The sequence below is a fragment of the Cellulosilyticum ruminicola JCM 14822 genome, from assembly GCF_001311925.1.
Taxonomy (GTDB): domain Bacteria; phylum Bacillota; class Clostridia; order Lachnospirales; family Cellulosilyticaceae; genus Cellulosilyticum; species Cellulosilyticum ruminicola.
The window spans coordinates 1-585 of the sequence record NZ_BBCG01000188.1; the positions used below are offsets into that span (position 1 = coordinate 1).

The 585-nt window shown below is 48.2% G+C and carries 1 rRNA gene; it reads right to left on the reverse strand.

The features are described from left to right. Window positions 1–585: ribosomal RNA gene (locus JCM14822_RS21340) — 23S ribosomal RNA — on the reverse strand; the annotation flags it as partial.

Consider the following 585-nt stretch of genomic DNA (forward strand, 5'->3'; position numbering starts at 1 on the left):
CAAACCGCTCCACAGCTCCTTTCGGTACTGCTTCGGCGCAGTTTGAACGCTCCTCTACCAATCCACTATTGTGAATTCCATAGCTTCGGTGGTGTGTTTTAGCCCCGGACATTTTCGGCGCAAGATCTCTCGACTAGTGAGCTATTACGCACTCTTTGAATGAGTGGCTGCTTCTAAGCCAACATCCTAGTTGTCTTCGAAATCTCACATCCTTTTCCACTTAACACACACTTGGGACCTTAGCTGATGGTCTGGGCTCTTTCCCTTTTGTCCACGTGTCTTATCACTCGTAGACTGACTGCTGACGGTATCTTTATGGCATTCTTAGTTTGATATGCTTCGGTAAGCTTGTGGGCCCCCTAGGCAATTCAGTGCTTTACCTCCATTAGACTCCTGTCAACGCTAGCCCTAAAGCTATTTCGAGGAGAACCAGCTATCTCCGGGTTCGATTGGAATTTCTCCGCTACCCACAGGTCATCTCCACCTTTTTCAACAGATGTGAGTTCGGACCTCCATTACCTTTTACGGTAACTTCATCCTGCCCATGGGTAGGTCACCCGGTTTCGGGTCTATTGAAAATGACTG